Annotated in this window: 21 protein-coding genes; 18 read left to right on the plus strand and 3 right to left on the minus strand. The window is 67.7% G+C overall.

Going from position 1 to position 20,242, the window contains the following annotated elements:
- The 5 genes from B0W88_RS08420 to B0W88_RS08440 form a co-directional block, all read left to right on the plus strand.
- A partial coding sequence (locus B0W88_RS08420) for a beta-ketoacyl-ACP synthase II (RefSeq protein WP_144006674.1) occupies positions 1-733 on the plus strand: 733 nt, incomplete at its 5' end.
- Positions 734-749: 16 nt separating this feature from the next.
- Positions 750-1,187 (plus strand): hypothetical protein, encoded by a 438-nt coding sequence (locus tag B0W88_RS08425; RefSeq protein WP_077034218.1) that lies wholly within the window; start codon positions 750-752, stop codon positions 1,185-1,187.
- Entirely contained in the window at positions 1,184-1,807 is a 624-nt protein-coding gene (gene rpoE, locus B0W88_RS08430) for an RNA polymerase sigma factor RpoE (protein WP_077034219.1), read from the plus strand. The genes B0W88_RS08425 and rpoE overlap by 4 nt, the downstream gene beginning before the upstream one ends.
- Positions 1,808-1,823: 16 nt before the next feature.
- A complete protein-coding gene (locus B0W88_RS08435) occupies positions 1,824-2,408 on the plus strand; it encodes a sigma-E factor negative regulatory protein (RefSeq protein ID WP_077034220.1) in 585 nt (194 codons plus the stop codon).
- 37 nt (positions 2,409-2,445) lie between these two features.
- On the plus strand, positions 2,446-3,939 hold the full coding sequence (locus tag B0W88_RS08440) for a DegQ family serine endoprotease (protein WP_077034221.1): 1,494 nt from the start codon (positions 2,446-2,448) through the stop codon (positions 3,937-3,939).
- A 95-nt stretch (positions 3,940-4,034) separates the two neighbouring features.
- On the opposite strand, the gene B0W88_RS32930 is transcribed toward B0W88_RS08440, so the two are convergent.
- Positions 4,035-4,460 (minus strand): hypothetical protein, encoded by a 426-nt coding sequence (locus B0W88_RS32930; protein WP_144006676.1) that lies wholly within the window; start codon positions 4,458-4,460, stop codon positions 4,035-4,037.
- On the opposite strand from B0W88_RS32930, the gene lepA reads away from it, so the two are divergent.
- From lepA to acpS, 9 genes are read left to right on the plus strand one after another with little or no spacing between them, the layout of a single operon-like run.
- Positions 4,459-6,267 carry a translation elongation factor 4 gene (gene lepA / locus B0W88_RS08445; protein ID WP_077034222.1) on the plus strand — a complete coding sequence of 603 codons (1,809 nt, stop codon included), beginning with the start codon at positions 4,459-4,461 and terminating at the stop codon, positions 6,265-6,267. The two genes, B0W88_RS32930 and lepA, sit on opposite strands and share 2 nt — an antisense overlap.
- A 43-nt stretch (positions 6,268-6,310) precedes the next feature.
- Positions 6,311-7,276 carry a signal peptidase I gene (gene lepB / locus B0W88_RS08450; RefSeq protein ID WP_077034223.1) on the plus strand — a complete coding sequence of 322 codons (966 nt, stop codon included), beginning with the start codon at positions 6,311-6,313 and terminating at the stop codon, positions 7,274-7,276.
- Positions 7,277-7,307: 31 nt separating this feature from the next.
- Positions 7,308-7,676 (plus strand): DUF4845 domain-containing protein, encoded by a 369-nt coding sequence (locus B0W88_RS08455; RefSeq protein ID WP_077034224.1) that lies wholly within the window; start codon positions 7,308-7,310, stop codon positions 7,674-7,676.
- Positions 7,677-7,698: 22 nt separating this feature from the next.
- Complete coding sequence (gene rnc, locus B0W88_RS08460; protein WP_077034225.1) at positions 7,699-8,406, plus strand: ribonuclease III; 708 nt, start codon at positions 7,699-7,701, stop codon at positions 8,404-8,406.
- Between the two features lie 13 nt (positions 8,407-8,419).
- Complete coding sequence (gene era, locus B0W88_RS08465) at positions 8,420-9,355, plus strand: GTPase Era (protein ID WP_077034226.1); 936 nt, start codon at positions 8,420-8,422, stop codon at positions 9,353-9,355.
- The gene (locus B0W88_RS08470; protein WP_077034227.1) at positions 9,352-10,116 is read left to right on the plus strand and encodes a DNA repair protein RecO; all 765 of its coding nucleotides are present in this window, start codon (positions 9,352-9,354) and stop codon (positions 10,114-10,116) included. Before era ends, B0W88_RS08470 begins: the two co-directional genes overlap by 4 nt.
- 4 nt (positions 10,117-10,120) lie before the next feature.
- Positions 10,121-10,888, plus strand: a complete 768-nt coding sequence (locus B0W88_RS08475; RefSeq protein ID WP_077034228.1) for a pyridoxine 5'-phosphate synthase — start codon at positions 10,121-10,123, stop codon at positions 10,886-10,888.
- A complete protein-coding gene (locus tag B0W88_RS08480) occupies positions 10,881-11,363 on the plus strand; it encodes a GNAT family N-acetyltransferase (protein ID WP_077034229.1) in 483 nt (160 codons plus the stop codon). Before B0W88_RS08475 ends, B0W88_RS08480 begins: the two co-directional genes overlap by 8 nt.
- Positions 11,360-11,761 carry a holo-ACP synthase gene (gene acpS / locus B0W88_RS08485; RefSeq protein WP_077034230.1) on the plus strand — a complete coding sequence of 134 codons (402 nt, stop codon included), beginning with the start codon at positions 11,360-11,362 and terminating at the stop codon, positions 11,759-11,761. Before B0W88_RS08480 ends, acpS begins: the two co-directional genes overlap by 4 nt.
- Here the strand turns inward: acpS and B0W88_RS08490 are convergent.
- Together B0W88_RS08490 and B0W88_RS08495 are read right to left on the minus strand one after the other, a co-directional pair.
- Positions 11,746-13,305, minus strand: a complete 1,560-nt coding sequence (locus B0W88_RS08490; protein WP_233151656.1) for an oligopeptide:H+ symporter — start codon at positions 13,303-13,305, stop codon at positions 11,746-11,748. The two genes, acpS and B0W88_RS08490, sit on opposite strands and share 16 nt — an antisense overlap.
- 96 nt (positions 13,306-13,401) lie before the next feature.
- On the minus strand, positions 13,402-16,383 hold the full coding sequence (locus B0W88_RS08495) for an Rne/Rng family ribonuclease (protein WP_077034231.1): 2,982 nt from the start codon (positions 16,381-16,383) through the stop codon (positions 13,402-13,404).
- A 741-nt stretch (positions 16,384-17,124) separates the two neighbouring features.
- Here B0W88_RS08495 and B0W88_RS08500 point away from each other — a divergent pair.
- Genes B0W88_RS08500 through B0W88_RS08515 form a run of 4 tightly spaced genes read left to right on the plus strand, consistent with a single transcriptional unit; the run spans position 17,125 to position 20,240 of the window.
- Positions 17,125-18,147 (plus strand): RluA family pseudouridine synthase, encoded by a 1,023-nt coding sequence (locus B0W88_RS08500; RefSeq protein ID WP_077034253.1) that lies wholly within the window; start codon positions 17,125-17,127, stop codon positions 18,145-18,147.
- On the plus strand, positions 18,144-18,812 hold the full coding sequence (locus tag B0W88_RS08505; protein WP_077034232.1) for an HAD family hydrolase: 669 nt from the start codon (positions 18,144-18,146) through the stop codon (positions 18,810-18,812). Before B0W88_RS08500 ends, B0W88_RS08505 begins: the two co-directional genes overlap by 4 nt.
- On the plus strand, positions 18,805-19,221 hold the full coding sequence (locus B0W88_RS08510) for a Rieske 2Fe-2S domain-containing protein (RefSeq protein WP_077034233.1): 417 nt from the start codon (positions 18,805-18,807) through the stop codon (positions 19,219-19,221). Before B0W88_RS08505 ends, B0W88_RS08510 begins: the two co-directional genes overlap by 8 nt.
- On the plus strand, positions 19,218-20,240 hold the full coding sequence (locus tag B0W88_RS08515; protein ID WP_077034234.1) for a S49 family peptidase: 1,023 nt from the start codon (positions 19,218-19,220) through the stop codon (positions 20,238-20,240). Before B0W88_RS08510 ends, B0W88_RS08515 begins: the two co-directional genes overlap by 4 nt.
- The last annotated feature ends 2 nt before the right edge of the window (positions 20,241-20,242 follow it).

Consider the following 20,242-nt stretch of genomic DNA (forward strand, 5'->3'; position numbering starts at 1 on the left):
GCATTGCATCGGCGAGGCCGGCCGCATGATCGAATACGGAGACGCCGACGTGATGATCGCCGGCGGCGCCGAGTCGACGGTGTCCCCGCTGGGCATCGGCGGCTTCGCGGCAGCGCGCGCGCTGTCCACCCGCAACGACGACCCCGCCACCGCGTCCCGCCCCTGGGACAAGGACCGCGACGGCTTCGTGCTGGGCGAGGGCGGCGGCGTGCTGGTGCTCGAGGAGTACGAACACGCCAAGGCGCGCGGCGCCAAGATCTATGCCGAGCTCGCCGGCTTCGGCATGGGCGCGGACGCGTACCACATGACCGCCCCGAACGTGGACGGCCCCAAGCGTTCGATGAAGGCCGCGCTGCGCAATTCCGGCCTGAACCCGGACCAGATCCAGTACATGAACGCCCACGGCACCTCGACGCCGCTGGGCGACGTCAACGAGACGAATGCGATCAAGCTGGCCTTTGGCGACCACGCCAAGAAGATGGTCGTGAGTTCCACCAAGTCGATGACCGGCCACCTGCTGGGTGGCGCCGGCGGCATCGAGTCGGTGTTCACCGTGCTCGCCGTGCGCGACCAGGTCGCCCCGCCGACGATCAACATCTTCAACCAGGATCCCGAGTGCGACCTGGACTACTGCGCCAACGAGGCGCGGCCGATGAAGATCGAATACGCCGCCAAGAACAACTTCGGTTTCGGCGGCACCAACGGCACGCTGATCTTCAAGCGCTTCGCCTGAGCGAGGGAGCAGGGCCGTGAGCACGGCCGCCTCGCGTCGTTCGCCGGCCTTCCGGGTCGAGACCGCGCTGTGGCCGCAACTGCAGGCGGTGGTGGCGGGCATTGCGGTGCTGTCCGCCGCGGCGCTGCTGGCGGACCTCTCGCAACAGCTGCCCCTGATGGCCTGGTCGGCGGTTCCCCTGTTGCCGGCCGCCGGCCTGTTTGCCTGGCGCATGGCTCGCATCGAGCCGCGCCGCCTGCAATGGGACGGCCAGCTTTGGCGGCTCGGCCCGGCTGGGCGCGACGAGGGCGTCGTGGTCGAACTGCAGCTGCTGTTCGACATGGGCTCGATGCTGCTGCTGCGCGCCGGCCGGGGCTACCGTGCCTGCTACCTGCCGCTGGCCCGGCGTCTCGTCGGCGCGGAATGGGGTTCGCTGCGAGCCACGCTCCATGCCGCGAGGCCGGCCAAGCCATGAGCACCCATGCCATGGATCGCCCTGATCCCGACGCCGGGCTGGTCGCCCGTGCCCAGCAGGGCGACATGGCCGCCTTCGAGATGCTGGTGATCAAGTACCAGCGCCGTGTCGAGCGCCTGATCGCCCGCATGCTGCGCGACGTGGACCTGGTGGCCGACGTGGCCCAGGACACCTTCCTGCGCGCCTACCGGGCGCTGCCGAACTTCCGCGGCGAGAGCGCCTTCTACACCTGGCTCTACCGCATCGCCGTCAACAACGCCCGGCGCAGCATGGCCCGCCAGCAGCGCGATCCGACGCGGACGCTGACATCCCTCGAGTCGGGGGATCCGGAGGCGGAAACTTTTCACGCCGACGAGGGTCTGACCGACGGTGTGACCCCGGAAAGCCTGCTGGCCGGCAAGGAGCTGGCCCAGGCGGTCAGCGACGCGGTGGACGGTCTGGCCGAGGATTTCCGCCAGGCGCTGCTGCTGCGCGAGGTTGACGGCCTGAGCTACGACGAGATTGCGGAAGTGCTGCAGTGCCCGCCGGGCACCGTGCGCTCGCGCATCTATCGGGCGCGCGAGGCGGTGGCGGCGCGCTTGCGGCCGCTGCTGGACACGCCCGCAGGCCGGCGCTGGTGAGATGGAGACCAAGGCAATGAGGACGACCCAGGACGATCAAGGCGCTCATGATCACGATCCGGCACTGCTGCAGGCCCTGTCGGACCTGGCCGACGGTCGCGCCAGCGCCGAGCAACTGCAAGCGCTCAGCGCGGCCTGGGCGACGAACCCGGCGCTGCGTCGCGACTGGCAGTCCCTGCATCTGATCGGCGACAGCCTGCGCTCCGGCGAGTTGGCCGGCCAGGCCCAGCCGGCGGAAGACCTGCTGGCGGGCTTGCGTCGTCGTATCGCGCAGGAGCCCGTGCCGCTGCGGCCGCGCGGATGGCAGGCCTGGCTCGCGCCGCTGGCGGTGGCGGCGAGCTTCGTGCTCGTGGCGCTGGCCGTTCCGGGCCTGCAGTCGATGCTGCTGAGGCAGCCCGGCGCCGGCCAGATGGCCATGCCGTCGGCAAGCACGGGCGGCCCGGTGCTGACCGGCTCCGCCCTCGCCGGTGGCCAGCCCAGCTTTGCCCAGACGATGGCCGAGCCGGGCTTGCCCGCCCTGCGCAATGCGGCTCAGGCCCCCGAGGCGGTCGCACCCTTCGAGCTGAGCCTGCCGCCTCCGCCGGCTGCCGCATCACGTTGATGGCATGATGGCGGCGCCCCTACGAGCGCCGCCTGCCATGCCTCTGAAAGCCTTCACCCCTTCGCTGCCCAAGCACTTCTGCGCGGCCCTGTCGCTGGGCCTTGCGCTCGGTGGCTTGCCGGCGCCTGCGGCGGCCGACGCGATGCGAGACCTGCCCGATTTCACCGAACTGGTCGAGCGGGTCGGCCCTGCGGTGGTCAACATCCGAACCTCCGAGCATGTGAAGGCGGCCCAGGGCGGCCCGGAGCTCGACGAGCAGATGCAGGAGTTCCTGCGCCGCTTCGGCATCCCGGTGCCCAAGCGCAATGTGCCGCGCGGTGGTGGTGGTGGTGGTGGTGGCGGTGGAGGCGGCGACGATGACGACGACGGCCCGCAGCGCCGCGGCGTGGCCTCGGGCTTCATCCTCAGCGTCGACGGCTACGTGATGACCAATGCCCATGTGGTGATGGGCGCCGACGAGGTCTTCGTCACGCTGACCGACAAGCGCGAGTTCAAGGCCAAGGTGGTCGGGGCCGACGAGCGCTCGGACGTGGCCGTGCTGAAGATCGAAGCCACCGGACTGCCGGCAGTCAAGATCGGCGATGTTGGCAAGCTCAAGGTCGGCGAGTGGGTGATGGCCATCGGCTCGCCCTTCGGCTTCAGCAACACGGTCACGGCCGGCATCGTCAGCGCGAAGGAGCGCGACACCGGCGACCTGCAGTCCTTCATCCAGACGGACGTGGCGATCAACCCCGGCAACTCCGGCGGGCCGCTGCTGAACATGCGCGGCGAGGTGGTCGGCATCAACTCGCAGATCTACAGCCAGTCCGGCGGCTTCATGGGCATCTCGTTCGCGATCCCGATCGACAGCGCGATGCGCGTGGCCGACCAGCTCCGCAATGCGGGCCGGGTGACGCGCGGCATGCTGGGCCTGTTCCCGGATGACCTCAGCAAGGAGATCGCCGAGGCGATCGGCCTGGGCAAGCCCACCGGCGCGCTCGTGCGCCGCATCAGCGCCGACGGGCCGGCCGACAAGGCGGGCATCGAAGGCGGCGACGTGATCACCAAGATCGACGGCAAGACGGTGGAGCGCGCGCTGGACCTGCGCCGCATGATCGCCGCCATCGCGCCGGGCAGTCGCGTCGTGCTGCAGGTCTGGCGGCGCGGCGCCTACAAGGACATCACCGTCACCATCGGCGAGTTGCCCGACGAGCGCCAGGCCGCGGCCGGCGGCGAGGAGCCCAAGAGCGCCGAGAAGCCGCCCGAAAAGGGCGCCGCGGCGGCGCTGGGCCTGAGCGTCAGCGAACTGACCCCGGCGCTGAAGAAGGAGCTGAAGCTGCAGCGTGGCGTGCGGGTCGAGGCCGCCACCGATGCGGCTGCCCGAGCCGGCCTGCGCGAGGGCGACCTGATCCTCGCGGTGAACAACGCGGAGGTGACCGGCGTCAAGCAGTTCCAGGCCCTGCTGGCCAAGCTCGAGAAGGGCAAGGTGATCAACCTGATGGTGCGGCGCGAGGACGTGGTGACCTTCGTGCTGCTGCGCCCGAATCGCTGATTGCTTCCTCTGGATGGCGGACTAGGCCGGCGGGTCTTTCCGCATCGTGGAAGGCGACGTTGGCAGGCTTGTGGATTCTTGTCGGTGTGCGCCCGCTAACTTGCGAGCACGCCAACGGGATTGAAGGCTCGGGCGGATAGAATGACGGCTTCCCAGCGTCGATTTGCGCCAAATCCAGACGATTCGACTTGCCCCCGCCTAGGGCAAACCAGCATCAAAAAATCATCCACAGCTTGTCCTTTCGATTCTGTGGATAAGTTGTTGATAATTTTGATGTTGGCGGGCTGCAACGACGGCTGACGCAGCCTCGGCGCGGTTTCCAGCGGGGGGCTTTTGGCTACAATGGAAGCCCAACAAGCAGTTGCCATAAGTTTTGTTGGAAGGCGCGTCACCGTTTCGACGTGCCTTTTTTTTGCCTCTCGCCGCGCCGCAAAGCGGCGCTTAACTTCGCAAGCGAAGTTAGCGAACGGCGCAACGACTTCGTCGTTGTAGGTCCGGCTCGCGCTCTCTGAAGTGAACATGAATCACATCCGCAATTTCTCCATCATCGCCCACATCGACCACGGCAAGAGCACGCTGGCCGACCGCATCATCCAGCGCTGTGGAGGGCTCTCGGACCGCGAGATGGAAGCGCAGGTGCTGGACTCGATGGACATCGAGCGCGAGCGTGGCATCACGATCAAGGCGCAGACCGCGGCGCTGAAGTACAAGGCCCGCGACGGCCAGGTCTACAACCTCAACCTGATCGACACGCCGGGGCATGTGGACTTCTCGTATGAAGTGAGCCGCTCGCTGTCGGCCTGCGAGGGGGCGCTGCTGGTGGTCGATGCGTCGCAAGGCGTCGAGGCGCAGACGGTGGCCAACTGCTATACGGCGCTGGAGCTGGGCGTCGAGGTCGTGCCGGTCCTGAACAAGATGGACCTGCCCAACGCCGACCCGGACAATGCCAAGGCGGAGATCGAGGACGTCATCGGCATCGATGCCACCGACGCGATCCCCTGCAGCGCCAAGACCGGCATGGGCATCGACGACATCATCGAGGCGGTGATCGCCCGCATGCCGCCGCCCAAGGGCATTGTCGAGGCGCCGCTGCGCGCCATGATCATCGACAGCTGGTACGACGCCTACGTGGGCGTCGTGATGCTGGTGCGCGTGGTCGACGGCACGCTGAAGAAGGGGGAGCGCATCCGCATGATGGCCTCCAACGCCGTCTACCCGGCCGACAACCTCGGCGTGTTCTCGCCCAAGAGCGAGTCGCGCGACCAGCTCAACGCAGGCGAGGTGGGTTTCATCATCGCCGGCATCAAGGAACTGCAGGCTGCCAAGGTGGGTGACACCATCACGCTGGAGAAGAAGCTGCCCAACAACCTCGGCCCGGCCGAGGCCGCGCTGCCCGGCTTCAAGGAGATCCAGCCGCAGGTCTTCGCGGGCCTCTACCCGACCGAAGCCAGCGAGTACGACCAGCTGCGCGACGCGCTGGAGAAGCTGCGCCTCAACGACTCCTCGCTGCGCTACGAGCCGGAAGTCTCGCAGGCGCTCGGCTTCGGCTTCCGCTGCGGCTTCCTGGGCCTGCTGCACATGGAGATCGTGCAGGAGCGCCTGGAGCGCGAGTTCGACCAGGACCTGATCACCACCGCGCCCAGCGTGGTCTACGAGGTGGTGGTCGGCGACGGCACGGTGATCGAGGTCGAGAACCCCTCCAAGATGCCCGAGATCGGCCAGATCCAGGAGATCCGCGAGCCCATCGTCACGGTGCACCTGTACATGCCGCAGGAATACGTCGGCCCGGTGATGACGCTGGCCAACCAGAAGCGCGGCAACCAGCTGAACATGGCCTACCACGGCAAGCAGGTCATGCTGACCTACGAGATGCCGCTGGCCGAGATCGTGCTGGACTTCTTCGACAAGCTGAAGAGCGTATCGCGCGGCTATGCCTCGATGGACTACGAGTTCAAGGAATACCGCGCCTCCGACGTCGTGAAGGTCGACATCCTGATCAACGGCGACCGGGTGGACGCGCTGTCCATCATCGTCCACCGCGCGCAGAGCCAGTTCCGCGGCCGCGGCGTGGCGGCCAAGATGCGCGAGCAGATCCCGCGCCAGATGTACGACGTGGCCATCCAGGCCGCCATCGGCGCCAACATCATCGCCCGCGAGAACATCAAGGCGATGCGCAAGAACGTGCTGGCAAAATGCTACGGCGGCGACATCACCCGCAAGCGCAAGCTGCTCGAGAAGCAGAAGGCCGGCAAGAAGCGGATGAAGCAGATCGGCTCGGTCGAGGTGCCTCAGGAAGCCTTCCTGGCCATCCTGCAGGTCGAGGACTAAGAAGAAGTTCGCCTAACCCCACACCTCAACTGACCCTTCATTGATGAGTGCACTGACTGGAATTCTCTACGCCATCCTCGTCGCCTACCTGGGCGGTTGGTATGCAGGTCAATGGAACGGCAATTTCGCGCTGCTGCTGTTCATCCTCACCGTCGTCACCTTCGCCTACTGGCTGGCGGAACGATTCCACTTCAAGCCGGCGCGCGAGCGGGCCGCGCAGCAGCTGGTGGCCAACGACGCCAGCCGCCGCGAGACGCTGGCCGCCAAGGGCATCCAGAAGGTCGACGGCGACGTCGAGCCCGCCCGCCAGCAGCTGCTGCAGCAGCCCTGGTGGCTGGACTGGACCGCCGGCCTGTTCCCGGTGATCCTGATCGTCTTCCTGCTGCGCTCCTTCCTGTTCGAGCCCTTCAAGATCCCGTCGGGCTCGATGGTGCCCACGCTGCGCGTCGGCGACCTGATCCTGGTCAACAAGTTCCACTACGGCATCCGGCTGCCGGTGATCGACAAGAAGATCGTCGCCAACCACGACGTCGAGCGCGGGGACGTGATGGTGTTCCGCTATCCGGCCAACCCGACGCAGGACTACATCAAGCGCGTCGTCGGCATCCCCGGCGACGAGATCACCTACGTCAACCAGAAGCTGTTCGTGAACGGCAAGCCGATCGACGAGCAGTCCAAGGGCAACTTCTTCGACGACGACGCCAACGTCTTCCGCCCCGAGTTCACCGAGAAGCTGGGCAATGTCGAACACAGCATCCTGGTCGATCCCGCGCGCCTGTCGCCCCCGACGCCGCGCATGGACTTCCCCTTCCGCGAGAACTGCCGCTACAACATCGAGGGCGTCACTTGCAAAGTGCCCGAAGGCCATTACTTCATGATGGGCGACAACCGCGACAACTCCGAGGATTCGCGCTTCTGGGGCTTCGTGCCGGACCGGAACATCGTCGGCAAAGCCTTCTTTGTTTGGATGAATTTCGGTAATCTCAAGCGCATCGGCTCCTTCAAGTAAACACTCCAACCTGCACGAAAGCGATCGATCAATGCCTCGTTCCCCTGCCCGCAAAGTTCATCAAGGCGGTATCAGTCTTGTCGGCCTGCTGTTCTGGGGTGTGGTTGTGGCCTTTGTCGGCGTCGTGGCGGCCAAGACCGTCCCGACGGTGATCGAGTACTTCACGATCAAGCGGGTGGTCAACCGCATCGTCGTCAGCAACCCGAGCACCGTGCCCGCCGTGCGCGCCGAGTTTGACCGCGCCAAGCAGGTGGAGTACGGCATCGAGAGCATCGCCGCCGGCGACCTGGTGGTGACGAAGGAGAACGACAAGCTGAAGATCTCCTTCGCCTACGACAAGCAGATCGAGCTGTTCGGCCCGGTCTTCCTGTTGATCAAGTACGAGGGCCAGTCCAACTGAGCCCGTTCGCCCAACGCAGTTCATGACACCGCAACTCGCCTCCCTGCAGCAGCGCCTTGGCCACCAGTTCGAAAAGCCCGAACTGCTCACCCGCGCGCTGACGCATCGCAGCTTCGGCGCGGACCACAACGAGCGCCTGGAGTTCCTCGGCGACGCGGTGCTGAGCCTGGCCGTCAGCAGCCTGCTGTACGAGCGCTTCGCCGGCTCCGACGAAGGCGACCTGACCCGCATCCGCGCCCATCTCGTGCGCGAGGACAGCCTGCACAGGCTCGCCCTGGGCCTGGCGCTGCCGGGTGTGCTGCGCATGTCCGAAGGCGAGGCCAAGGGCGGCGGCGCGCAGCGCCCGTCCATCCTGGCCGATGCGATGGAAGCGATCATCGGCGCCACCTTCGTCGACGCCGGCTACGAGGCCGCGCGTGCGATGGTCGCCCGCCTGTTGGGCGAGGTGATCGCCAGCGCCGGCGCCGGCGAGACCTGGGGCAAGGACGCCAAGACCGCGCTGCAGGAATGGCTGCAGGCCCGCAAGCTGGCCGTGCCGAGTTACCGTATCAGCGAAACCCGTGGCCAGGCGCATGCCCAGACCTTCGAGGTCGAGTGTGCGGTGCCGGCGCTGAACCTCGTCACCAAGGGCGAAGGGCGTTCGCGCCGCGCCGCCGAGCAGGATGCCGCCCGAGCCCTGCTCGATGAACTGATTGCCCGCGACAAGCCCGGTTCGGGCCTGCGCGACTGACTGCACCTTCTTCATGACCGACCAGACCCCCACGCCGTCCACCGAAGATCAAGGCGACAACGCCGGCCCCGCCCAGCGCTGCGGCCTGATCGCCATCGTCGGGCGGCCCAATGTGGGCAAGTCCACGCTGCTGAACGCGCTGGTCGGCCAGAAGGTGTCCATCACCTCCGACAAGGCCCAGACCACCCGCCACCGCATCACCGGCGTGCGCACCATCGAGGAGGCCCAGTTCGTGTTCGTGGACACGCCCGGCTTCCAGATGAAGCACAACGCGGCGCTGAACAAGAACCTCAACCGCACCGTGCACAGCGTGCTGGGCGACGTGGACCTGGTGCTCTTCGTCGTCGAGGCCGGCCGCTTCGGGCTCGATGACGCCAAGGTGCTGTCCCTGCTGCCCGAGGACAAGCCGGTCGTGCTGATCGCCAACAAGCTCGACGCCGTGCACCGCCGCCAGGACCTCGTGCCCTGGCTGAAGAGCATGCAGGAGCGCCGCAACTTCAGCGAGTTCGTGCCGCTGTCGGCCAAGAAGGAATCGGACGTCACGCGCCTGTTCAAGATCCTCAAGCCCTACCTGCCCGAGCAGGGCTGGTTCTACGAGGAAGACGCGCTGACCGATCGCAGCGAGAAGTTCCTCGCCAGCGAGATCATCCGCGAGAAGCTGTTCCGCCTGACCGGCGACGAGTTGCCCTACACCTCCACCGTCATCATCGACAAGTGGGAAGACGAGGGCGAGCTGCGCCGCATCAGCGCCTCGATCGTCGTCGAGCGCGACGCCCACAAGGGCATGATCATCGGCCAGGGCGGCGAGCGGCTGAAGCGCATCGGCTCCGAGGCCCGCCAGGAGCTGGAGCACCTGATGGACGGCCGCGTGTTCCTCGAGCTGTGGGTCAAGGTCCGCTCCGGCTGGGCGGATACGGAAGAGCATCTCCGCACCTACGGCTACGAATGAGCGCAAGACGGCCCCCCGCCGTTCAGCAAGCCTTCGTCCTGCACCACTACGACTGGAGCGAGTCCAGCCTGATCCTGGATCTGTTCACCCGCGAGCAAGGTCGGATGGCCGTCGTCGCCAAGGGCGCCAAGCGGCCGTACTCTCAGCTGCGCGCGGTGCTGCTGCCGTTCCAGCGCATCTCGGTGACCCTCTCCAAGCCTGCCAAATCGGCGGATGGGGAAGGGCCGGAGGTCGTCACCCTGCGGGGAGCCGAGTGGGCCGGCGGTTCGACGCTGCCGGCCGGCGCGGCTCTCTTCTCCGGCTACTACCTGAACGAACTGCTGCTGAAGCTGCTGGCCCGGCAGGATCCGCACAAGTCGCTGTTCGACGCCTACGCCGAGACGCTGCCCGAGCTGCATGACCGCGAGGACGCTCAATCCCAGGCGGCCTTGCGGGCCTTCGAGCTCCGCTTGCTTTCGGAGTTAGGCCTGCTGCCCGACCTGAGCCTGGCCACGCTGACGCAGGCGCCGGTGGAGGCGGGCAGGGGCTATGCGTTGTCGGGCGAGGCGGGCGTGATCGCTGGCGGCGATCTCGACGGCGGCGTGCTGGTGCAGCTCGAAGCCGCACTGCGGCACGGCAGCGGCGCCGCCTTGCGGCAGGTCTGCGCCGGCGCGCTGCAGCCGCTGCGCAGCCAGCTGCGCGGCCTCCTTCAATATCATCTGGGCGGCAAGCCCCTGCGTACGCGGCAGGTGATGCTCGACGTGCAGAAACTCGTGGAATGACGACATGAACCCCCTGATGAACTCTGGCGCCCGTTGCGCCCTGTCGGTCAACGTCAACAAGGTCGCGCTGCTGCGCAACACGCGCCGCCTGGGCATCCCCAGCGTGCTGAGGGCCGCCGAGGCCTGCCTGCTGGCCGGCGCCCAGGGCATCACCGTCCACCCGCGTCCCGATGCCCGCCACATCCGCACGGACGACGTGCACGAGCTGGCCGCGCTGATGAAGACCTGGCCGAACGCCGAATACAACATCGAGGGCAACCCGACCCAGAACCTGATGGACTTCGTGCGCACCGTGCGGCCCCACCAGGTCACCTTCGTGCCCGATAGCGAGGACCAGTTCACCTCGGACCATGGCTGGAGCCTGCCCGCCGATGCGGAGCGTCTGAAGCCGTTGATCGACGAGTGCAAGTTGCTGGGCGTGCGCGTGAGCCTGTTCATGGACCCGATCCCGGAGGCGATGCGCCTGGTTGCTGCCTTGGGCGCCGAGCGCATCGAGCTCTACACGGAGAGCTATGCGAGCGCCTTCGGCACCGAGCGCCAGGCCGAGGTGCTGGCCGGCTTCACCGCCACCGCGCAGGCGGCGCTGGCCGTGGGCCTGGGCATCAATGCCGGCCACGACCTGAATCGCGACAACCTGACGACCTTCCTGAAGGACGTACCGGGTGTCCAGGAAGTGTCGATCGGCCATGCGCTCGTCGCCGACGCGCTGGAGCTGGGCTACACCGAGACCGTCCGCGACTACCTGCGCTGCATCCAGCGGGCCTATGCCTGAGCTGCGCCGCGCCGTCGCATCGGACCTGCCCCGCATCGCGGCGCTGGCCCGTTGGGTCTGGCTCGACAGCTATGCGCAGCAGGGAGTCAGCGATGACTTCGCCCGCTATGTCGAGCAGGCTTTCGCGCCTGCGCAGTTGGTCGGCCCGATGTGGGTGGTGGAGGAGGGCGGCTACCTGCTGGCCTGGGCGCAGGTCGACGAAGCGGCTCCGAGTCCCCGTCCGGTCCCGGCGGTCGAATTGAAGCGGCTCTACGTGGCTCCGACGCGCCAGGGCGAAGGCCTGGGAGCTCTGCTGCTGCAACAAGTGCGAGAGAGCTACGCGGACCGTGCCGTGTGGCTCAGCGCCTGGGAAGGCAATGCAGGCGCCCTGCGCTTCTACCGCCGCGAAGGCGGGACGCTATGGGGCGAGACCTGGTTCGAGCTGGGCGGCCAGCGCCATCGCAATGAAGTCCTCGGCTGGGAGCCAACACGATGATCTACGGCATCGGCACCGACATCTGCGACATCCGCCGCATCCGCGAAACCCTGGCCCGGCGCGGCGAGCGCTTTGCCGAGAAGGTGCTCGGCCCGCACGAGATGGCAGTCTTCCGTGAGCGCAAAGCCAAGGTCGAGGCCCGCGGCGTGGCCTACCTCGCCACCCGCTTCTCGGCCAAGGAGGCCTTCAGCAAGGCGATCGGCATGGGCATGCGCATGCCCATGACCTGGCGCGACTGCGAGATCGTCAAGGCGCCCAGCGGCAAGCCGGAGATCCGGCTGCACGGGGCCCTCGCGGAATGGTTCGAGGCCCGCGGCCTGCGGGCTCACGTCACGGTGACCGACGAGACCGAATACGCGGCCTCTTTCGTGGTCGTGGAGACTCAGGACGTCCGGTAGTTGTCCTGCATGCGGTAGCCGCGCGCATAGAGCCCGAACAGCGAGGCCGCCACCAGCGCGAAGCCGGCGAAGAAGAACATCAGGAAGGCCGTGGTGCTGAGGCCCGTGCCGGAGATGCTCGCCACGACGGACGGGCTCTGCACGCTGGAGTTGGACAGCAGCACCCACAGATTGCCGATCGTCACCGACAGGCTCCAGAAGCTCATGATCACGCCCTTCATCGCCAGCGGCGCCTGGCTGTAGGCGAACTCCAGGCCGGTGGTGGACACCAGCACCTCGCCCAGCGTCAGGATGGCGTAGGGCAGCACCTGCCAGACGATCGAGACTTCGTGCTTGTCGTCGAGCCACAGCTGCAGCATGCCCACGACGATCCAGGCCAGGCCCGACAGCGCGATGCCCGCGCCCATGCGGCGCAGCGCGGTCAGCTTCAGGCCTGCCTTCTGCAGCGCCGGGTAGAGAACCAGGTTGTTGAACGGGATCAGGATCATCACCAGCATCGGGTTCAGCGCCTGCATCATCGAGGACTTGAACCACTCGGGCTTGCTCATCTGGTCGGCCTGCAGCACCCAGGTGGAGGCCTTCTGGTCGAACAGCGACCAGAACGGCGTCACCAGCGCGAAGAGCACCAGCAGGCGCAGCACCGAGCGCACGCCCTCGACGGCCTCCGCAGGATGCACGCGGCGTGCTGCGTCCAGCTGGACCCAGGCGCCGATGCCGCCGAACCCCAGCATGAAGACCAGCACCATGCACAGCGCCGCGACGATGCCCACCTGCGGCGTCAGGCACAGCGCGCCGACGGACAGCAGCAGGCCCAGGCCCGCGAAGACCTTGCCCTTGGTGCCGCTGGCCAGCGCCGTGCGCACGACCGGCAGGAAGCCATGCGGATCCCTGGCGCCCGGCTCAAGGTGCACGTACTTGTGCCGCCCGCTCCAGAAGCACAGCGTGGCGATCGCCATCAGCACGCCCGGGATGCCGAAGGCCACCGAGGCGCCGAACTTCTCGAGGAAGATCGGCATCAGCAGCGAGGCGAAGAAGCTGCCGAAGTTGATGATCCAGTAGAAGGCGTCGAACACCTTCTGCGCGAGCGAGCGGTTGCTCTTGTCGAATTGGTCGCCGATGAAGGAACTGACCAGCGGCTTGATGCCGCCCGATCCCAGCGCAATCAGGAACAGGCCGGTGTAGAAGCCGGGGATGCTGCTCTCGAACATCGCCAGGCAGGCGTGGCCGCAGCAGTAGACGACGCTGAGCCAGAGGATCGTGCGGTACTTGCCGAAGAAGCGGTCGGCCAGCCAGCCGCCCAGCAGCGGGAAGAAATAGACGCCGATCACGAAGGTGTGGAACACCTCCTTGGCCTCGCCCTTGCGCAGGTTCTCCGGCACGGCCAGCAGCAGGCTGGTCATCAGGAACACCGTCAGGATGTTGCGCATGCCGTAGAAGCTGAAGCGCTCGCAGCCTTCGTTGGCGATGATGTACGGGATCTGCGGTGGCATCCGCGGCATGGTGGCGCTGCCTGCCTTGTCGTCCAGGGCGATGGTGCTGCTCATGGCTTCTTGTCTCTCCGTCGTTGTCTCTCGGTGGTTCCGATGTAGAAACGCCGCCGGGCGGGTAGCCCGGCGGCGCTGGGGGTCAGGTCTTGACGCTTACTGCTGCTGTTCGAACGGCAGCTTGATCTGGGCCAGGTCCTTGCGGGTCTCGACCAGCACCAGCGGCCCTTCGTCGACGACGACGACCGGCGGGCGCTCGCGCGGCACGTGGATCGGCTTCGGCTCGGCCGCGATGGCTTCCTGCACGGCGCGGATCTTGTCGGCGTCGGAATTCACCCACTGCAGGCCGGCGCTCTCGGCGATGGCCTGCATCGCGTCGACGGACAGCACGAAGGCCGGAGCGGCAGGAGCCGCTGCGGCGACGACGACGGGCGCCTGTGCTTCGACGACAGGCGCCGGGACGGCCTGGGCCGTGGCGACGGCCACTTCCTCGGCAGCATGCTCGGCGACGCGTTCGGCGACTGGCTCGACGGAAGGCGCGGCGGAAGCGGCTTCGGCGTCACCCTCGGCGGCCGGCACTTCGCCTTCCACCTGGCCATCGGCCGGCTGACCTTCGCGGCGCTCGCGGCGATAACGGTCGCGGCTGCGGCGGCGGCGGCCGTCGCGGCCGAGGCCTTCGCCGTTGTCGTCGCCCTCGGCGGCGGCTTCGACGCGCTCGGCAGCTTCGGTCTGTGCGGCTTCGGCGGCTTCGACGACGGCAGCGGCTTCGACGGCTTCGGCGGTCTGCTCGTTCTCGACGTTAGCGCCGGCGCCCTCGCCACCACGGCCACCACGGCGGCGGCGGCGGTTGCGGCCCTGGCGCTCCTCGCTGGATGCGGCGTCGGTGCCGGCTGCGCCTTCGATGCCCTCGGCCTGTGCGTCGACGAAGGCCGGTGCGTCATGCGACGCGGCCGGCGGGATGTCCGCCAGCGTGGTCTGCACCGGTGCATTCAGGGTGTCCTCGACCGGACGTTCGGCGCGCTGCTCCGAGCGCTCGCCACGCGGGCGGCGGTCACCTCGCTCGCCGCGTTCGCCACGATCCTGACGCTCGGCGCGGACTTCGCTGCCTTCCGGCTTCTCGGTGCGTTCCGGGCGGCGATTGCCGCGCTCACCGCGCTCACCACGAGCTTGCTGCTGGCCTTCGGCCTGTTGGGGCTTGCCGTCGCCACGGCCTTCGCCGCGCGGCTTGCGGTCGCCGCGCTGCTCGCCGTTGCGATCACCACGCTCGCCACGGTCGCCGCGCTCACCGCGGTTGCCGCCGCGGCGGCCATCGCGGCCGCTGCCTTCACGCTTGCCCTTGCCATCGGCGGCGCCGGCCGGCTTGGCCGGCTGCACGGCCGGCGTGGCCACCGGAGCCGGTGCCGGCTCGGCGCTGAACAGGCTCTTGACCCAGGCGAAGAAGCCGCCACCCGCGGCCGGAGCCGGGGCCGCCGCCACCGGCGCCGGCACGGGTGCTGCAACAGGCGCGGGCTTCGGCGCCGCGACCGGGGCCGGCTGCTCGGGCAGGATGCCCTTGATCACCGGTTCCTGCTTGTTCTTCTTCTCGCCGGCGTCGCGGCGGGTGATGCCCACCTCGTCGGTCGGCTCCTCGATCATCGTGTAGGAGGCCTGCAGGTTCTCCAGGCGCGGGTCGTCGTGGCGCAGGCGCTCCAGCTTGTAGTTGGGCGTGTCGAGGTGCTTGTTGGGCACCAGCAGCACGGTCACGCGCTGCTTCAGCTCGATCTTGGTGATCTCGGTGCGCTTCTCATTCAGCAGGAACGAGGTCACTTCCACCGGCACCTGCACATGCACGGCGGCGGTGTTGTCCTTCATCGCCTCTTCCTGGACCATGCGCAGGATCTGCAGCGCCGAGGACTCGGTGTCGCGGATGTGGCCGGTGCCGTTGCAGCGCGGGCAGGTGATGTGGTTGCCTTCGGAGAGGGCCGGGCGCAGGCGCTGGCGGCTCAGTTCCAGCAGGCCGAACTTGCTGATGGAAGCGAACTGCACACGGGCGCGGTCCTGGCGCAGCGCGTCGCGCAGGCGTTGTTCCACTTCGCGGCGGTTCTTCGACTCTTCCATGTCGATGAAGTCGACGACGATCAGGCCGCCCAGGTCGCGCAGGCGCATCTGGCGGGCGATTTCGTCGGCCGCTTCGAGGTTGGTGCGGGTCGCCGTTTCCTCGATGTCGCCGCCGCGGGTGGCGCGGGCCGAGTTGACGTCAACCGAAACGAGAGCTTCGGTGTGGTCGATCACGATGGCGCCGCCCGAGGGCAGGTTGACCGTGCGGCTGAAGGCCGTCTCGATCTGGTGCTCGATCTGGAAGCGGCTGAACAGCGGCGCGTCGTCGCGATAGCGCTTCACGCGATGGCCCTGGTCGGGCATCACGTGGTTCATGAACTGGTGGGCCTGCTCGAACAGGTCGTCCGTGTCGATCAGGATCTCGCCGATGTCGGACGTGAAGTAGTCGCGGATCGCGCGGATCACCAGGCTCGATTCCTGGTAGATCAGGAAGGCGCCCTTGCCACCCTTGGACGCGTCGTCGATCGCGGTCCAGAGCTTGAGCATGTAGTTCAGGTCCCACTGCAGCTCGGCGGCGGAACGGCCGATGCCGGCGGTGCGGGCGATCAGGCTCATGCCCTTCGGGTACTCGAGCTGGTCGAGGTTTTCCTTCAGCTCCTCGCGCTCCTCGCCCTCGATGCGGCGCGACACGCCGCCGCCGCGCGGGTTGTTGGGCATCAGCACCAGGTAGCGACCGGCCAGCGAGACGAAGGTGGTCAGCGCCGCGCCCTTGTTGCCGCGCTCTTCCTTCTCCACCTGGACCAGCAGTTCCTGGCCCTCGCGGATCGCTTCCTTGATGGTCGCGTTCTTGACCTCGATGCCCTCGCGGAAGTACTGGCGCGAGATTTCCTTGAACGGCAGGAAGCCGTGGCGGTCCTCGCCGTAGTCGACGAAGCAGGCTTCGAGCGAAGGCTCGACCCGCGTCACGACCGCCTTGTAGATATTGCCCTTGCGCTGTTCGCGGCCTTCGATTTCGGTCTCGAAGTCCAGCAGCTTCTGGCCATCGACGATTGCGAGGCGCCGTTCTTCCGGCTGCGTCGCATTGATCAGCATGCGCTTCATGTCAGTTCACTCCTGCGCGCCCTTTGGGACGGGCGCGCGACATCACACCGGCCACTGCCCGAAGGCAATGGCCCTGCACGATGCACGAGCAACGACGGTGAACCGAGGAAGGAATCGCCCTGGACTGGCCTGCTGAGACGCCACCGTATATGAGTGCGGCTCGCGGTTCAGGAGGTCAGCGTTGGCGCGTGCGCCACAAGGTCCGGTGCGATGGGCTCCCGTGAACGCAGCACCAAAAGGGCTGCGGCCCGGCCACGGCGAGGCCCTGCAGCGGCATCGGCGCGGATCGCGGCCGGCGCTGCACGAGGCAACAAGCGGTGGGGGGTGAGGGGAGCCATCATCCGACGGGACTTTGCGGCGCGGGTTCGAGACGAGGACCTGACTTGACGCCGGTCCGTCTCCAACCTTGGAAACCTTGTCTTGTGCCCGGCCGGCTCGTGTTCAGGAGCCTGGCCCGGCGGGTTCATTCTTCGTTGATCTTCCGCAAGGCTTCAGTGCCTGCCCAGTCACTTGGGGACGGGGCCCGACACCTCGGCCAGGCGTTGCATCACCTGGTTGCCACGGACCGCCGTCGTGACCAGCAGACTAAAATCCGCAAAATCAAATACTTACGGCGGTAACGTGGTTAGCAAGATTATACGGCCCAAAGCCAGGCCGCCGGCCGCTGGAAATCCCCAGCGTCCCGGCACTGCGCTGAAACGCGCCGTTAGCGCAAAGCCTGTCCCCCGCAGTGAGCGTCCGCTGACTTCAAGCGTTAGCACGCCGGCGGCACCAGCGCCGGCTCCGGCGCCGCAGGTACGCCGGGTTACGGTGGACGAAGGCTCCGCCGGGCAGCGCCTGGACAACTTCCTCCTGCGCGAATTGAAGGGCGTGCCCAAGACGCATGTCTACCGCGTGATCCGCGCCGGCGAGGTGCGGGTCAACAAGGGCCGGGCCCAGGCCGACACCCGGCTGGAGCTGGGCGACGAGGTGCGCGTGCCGCCGGTGCGCCTGCCCGAGCGGGCAACCGCCGTGGATAAGTCGGAATTCGTGCCGCCCCGCGAGTTCCCGGTGATCTATGAAGACGAGCACCTGCTGGCCATCGACAAGCCCTGTGGCGTGGCCGTGCATGGCGGCTCCGGCGTCAGCTTTGGTGTCATCGAGCAGTTGCGCCGCGCCCGGCCGGAAGCTAAGTTCCTCGAACTGGTGCACCGGCTCGACAAGGAAACCTCCGGCCTGCTGCTGATCGCCAAGAAGCGCAGCGCGCTGGTCAGCCTGCAGGACCAGTTCCGCGAGCGCGAGACCGGCAAGACCTATGCGGCGCTGGTGATCGGCGAGTGGAAGTCCAACCAGAAGGTCATCGACGTGCCGCTGCTGAAGTTCACCGGCAGCGATGGCGAGCGCTGGGTGCGCGCCGTCACCAGCTCGCACGATCCGCAGGCCGAGCAGGCCAAGCGCTCGATCAGCCTGGTGAAGGTAACGGCCAAGCTCGACGGCTTCACCTTGCTTGACGTGACGATCAAGACCGGCCGCACGCACCAGATCCGCGTCCACCTGCAGCATGCCGGCCATCCGATCGCCGGCGACCCGAAGTACGGCGACTTCGAGGCCAACCGCGCGCTGGCCCGCGGCGCGCTGAAGTTCGAACGCATGTTCCTGCATGCGAAGCGCCTGCGCTTCAACCACCCGGCCCGGCCCGAGGAGCAGCTCGAGCTGACCGCGCCGCTGCCGCCCGAGTGCGACCAACTTGTCCGGGCCCTGAGCCCCAGCACCACGCCCGCATGAAAGAAGACCGACCCCAGCAGTTCGACCTGATCGCCTTCGATTGGGACGGCACCCTCTTCGATTCCACCGCGCTGATCACCCGCAGCATCCAGGCCGCTGCGGAGGACCTGGGCCTGCCGCGGCCCTCCGATGAGGCTGCCAGTTATGTCATCGGCATGGCGCTGTACCCCGCGCTGGCCCATGCGGTGCCGAGCCTGCCGCCCGAGCGCTACAAGGAGATGGGGCTGCGCTACCGGCACCACTACCTGGGCGCCCAGCACGAGGTGGCGCTGTTCGACGGCACCCGCGCGATGCTCGAGGCGCTGAAGGCTCGCCACCACTGGCTGACGGTGGCCACCGGCAAGAACCGCCGCGGGCTGGACGAGGTGCTGCAGGTCTCGGGCCTGCATGCGATGTTCGACGGCACCCGCACCGCCGACGAGACCGCCGGCAAGCCCGATCCGACGATGCTGCTGGAACTGATGCGCGAGTTCGGCGCCGAGCCCGAGCGCACGCTGATGATCGGCGACACCACGCATGACCTGCAGATGGCCGTCAACGCCGGCTGCCCCTGCGTGGGCGTGAGCTACGGCGCGCACGACCACGAGAGCTTTGCCGAGTTCAAGCCGCTGTTCGTGGCCCACTCGACGGCCGAGCTCCACGACTGGCTGATCCGGCATGGCTGAAGAGGAGCGCCAGAAGCTGCCCCTGTGCGGTTCCGACGAGCTGGCCGAACGCGGCCGCGCCCACACCTTCGACGTGATGCAGTGGCGCCAGCCCAGCAGCGCCTTCGCGCTGCGCTTCGACGGCAAGGTGGTCGCCTACCTGAACCGCTGCGCCCATGTGCCGACCGAGATGGACTGGCAGGAGGGCGAGTTCCTGGACAGCAGCAAGCAGTACATCATGTGCTCGATCCACGGGGCGGTGTACGACCCGAAGACCGGCCGCTGCGTCACCGGCATGTGCGGCCGCATGGGCCTCACGTCCATCGAGGTGATGGAGGAGGGCGGGCAGGTCTATTGGTATCCTTCCCGCGACACGCAGCCCGCGTTCGACGATGACAAGAACGACAACGAGAGTCCGCAGTCCCCATGAGCGCTCCTGACGATTCCCCCTCCTCTTCCTCCTCCCTGCCGCCGCCGCTGCCGGACCCGCTGCCCGAGCCCGCCGCGGCCGCGCCGGTGCGACCGCAGGGCTACGAGGCGCTGCTGGCCGAGGTCGCCCGCGAGTACCTGCAGGAGCGCCGCGGCGAGCGTCGCTGGCGGCGCTTCACCCGGCTGTTCTGGATCGTGCTGGTGCTGGCCGCGCTGTGGTTCACGCTCTCGCTGGGCCGCCACGGCGCGCCCACCGCCACGGGCCCGCACACGGCCCTGGTCGACGTGCGCGGCGAGATCGCCAGCGACACCGAGGCCAGCGCCGAGCTGATCCTGTCCGCGCTGAAGAGCGCCTTCGAGGATCCCGGCGCCCAGGCCATCGTGCTGCGCATCAACTCGCCCGGCGGCAGCCCGGTGCAGGCGGGCATCGTCTACGACGAGATCAAGCGGCTGAAGGCCCTGCACGGCAAGAAGGTCTATGCGGTGGTGGAGGAGATCTGCGCCTCGGGCGCCTACTACATCGCAGCCAGTGCCGACGAGATCTACGTGGACAAGGCGTCCATCGTCGGCTCCATCGGCGTGCTGATGGACGGCTTCGGCTTCACCGGGCTGATGGACAAGGTCGGCGTCGAGCGCCGCCTGCTTACCGCCGGCGAGAACAAGGGCATGCTGGACCCGTTCACGCCGCTGAAGCCGCAGCAGCGTGCCTATGCCCAGGCCATGCTGGACCAGATCCACCAGCAGTTCATCGCCGTCGTGCGCGAGGGCCGCGGCAAGCGGCTGAAGGAAACGCCGGAGACCTTCTCCGGCCTGTTCTGGAACGGCCAGGAAGCGGTGCGCCTCGGCCTGGCCGATCACTTCGGCAATCTCGACTACGTGGCCCGCGAGGTGGTCAAGGCCGAGGACGTGATCGACTACACGCCGCGCGACAACGTGGCCGAGCGCCTGGCCAAGCGCTTCGGCGCGGCGTTCGGCGAGACGGCGGTGCGCTCGCTGCGCAGCCTGCCCTCGATCCGCTGAAG

This window comes from Pelomonas sp. KK5, from assembly GCF_001984095.1.
Classification (GTDB): domain Bacteria; phylum Pseudomonadota; class Gammaproteobacteria; order Burkholderiales; family Burkholderiaceae_C; genus KK5.